The organism is Sphingobacterium shayense (genome assembly GCF_013179575.1).
Lineage (GTDB): Bacteria > Bacteroidota > Bacteroidia > Sphingobacteriales > Sphingobacteriaceae > Sphingobacterium > Sphingobacterium shayense.
Map to the genome: position 1 here is coordinate 1 of NZ_JABMCQ010000345.1, position 842 is coordinate 842.

An 842-nucleotide genomic window follows, 5' to 3' on the forward strand; every position below is an offset into this window, starting at 1 on the left:
GGAACGGCGCGCGCTAACCTCACGTATAATTATTTTCAACATGAGTGGGCTGTTCAAGTGATGACTGGGACAGTTCCGGTGTATGATCCTGCTACCGGCGATAAAATTCCAACAGATGGTAACCCCTATTATCCGTATAAATTAGCGAGCGATCAAATAATTACCGACACGTTGTTACATGAAACAGGGCACTATGATCCAAGAGTAGCTATTAAACTTGGCACAACGAGCAATAAGGACTATTTCGATATTGACGATCGCGATAGTGTAAAGACTTATAAATACTACGGTGGTAACTTTGCTAATACGACTGGTTCTATCGGGATAGCACCTTCATTTTACGGACGAAATAAGTCGTCGACATTTTCCGGTACAGAGCACGATGGTATCGGTCGTTGGATTTACAGGGACGATGCCCCCTATATCTTGACTACATATGCGGAGCTTCAATTCTGCCTGGCGGAGACCTATTGGAAGATGGGGCAGAAATCCCAGGCGTTTCAAGCGTTCAAAAATGGTGTCGCTGCAGACATGGAAACCTCGGCGCGGTATATCTATCCAGGAAAAGAGGGAAGCCCAACAGGAGGCGATAAAATAACCAAAGATGTATTTAACAACCTAGCTGCGGAATACCTAAATGGGCCCTATGTTGGGAATTTAGCTGATCTTACGTTATCGCATATTATGATGCAGAAATGGGTTGCATTGTATCCTTGGGGAGCTCCCGAAGCGTGGGTAGATTTACGTAAATATCATTACGATATTGCGTATTCAGGAGATTTTCCTTCGGACGCGAATGGTTGGGTGCAAGCATTGATCGAGCAAAAGCCTGATACTGATCC

1 protein-coding gene is annotated in these 842 nt (G+C 44.8%); it reads left to right on the forward strand.

Translation table 11 applies throughout. From position 1 onward, the window contains the following. Nucleotides 1-842: SusD/RagB family nutrient-binding outer membrane lipoprotein (locus tag HP439_RS19270; protein WP_172391933.1), on the forward strand; the 842-nt coding region annotated here is incomplete at both ends.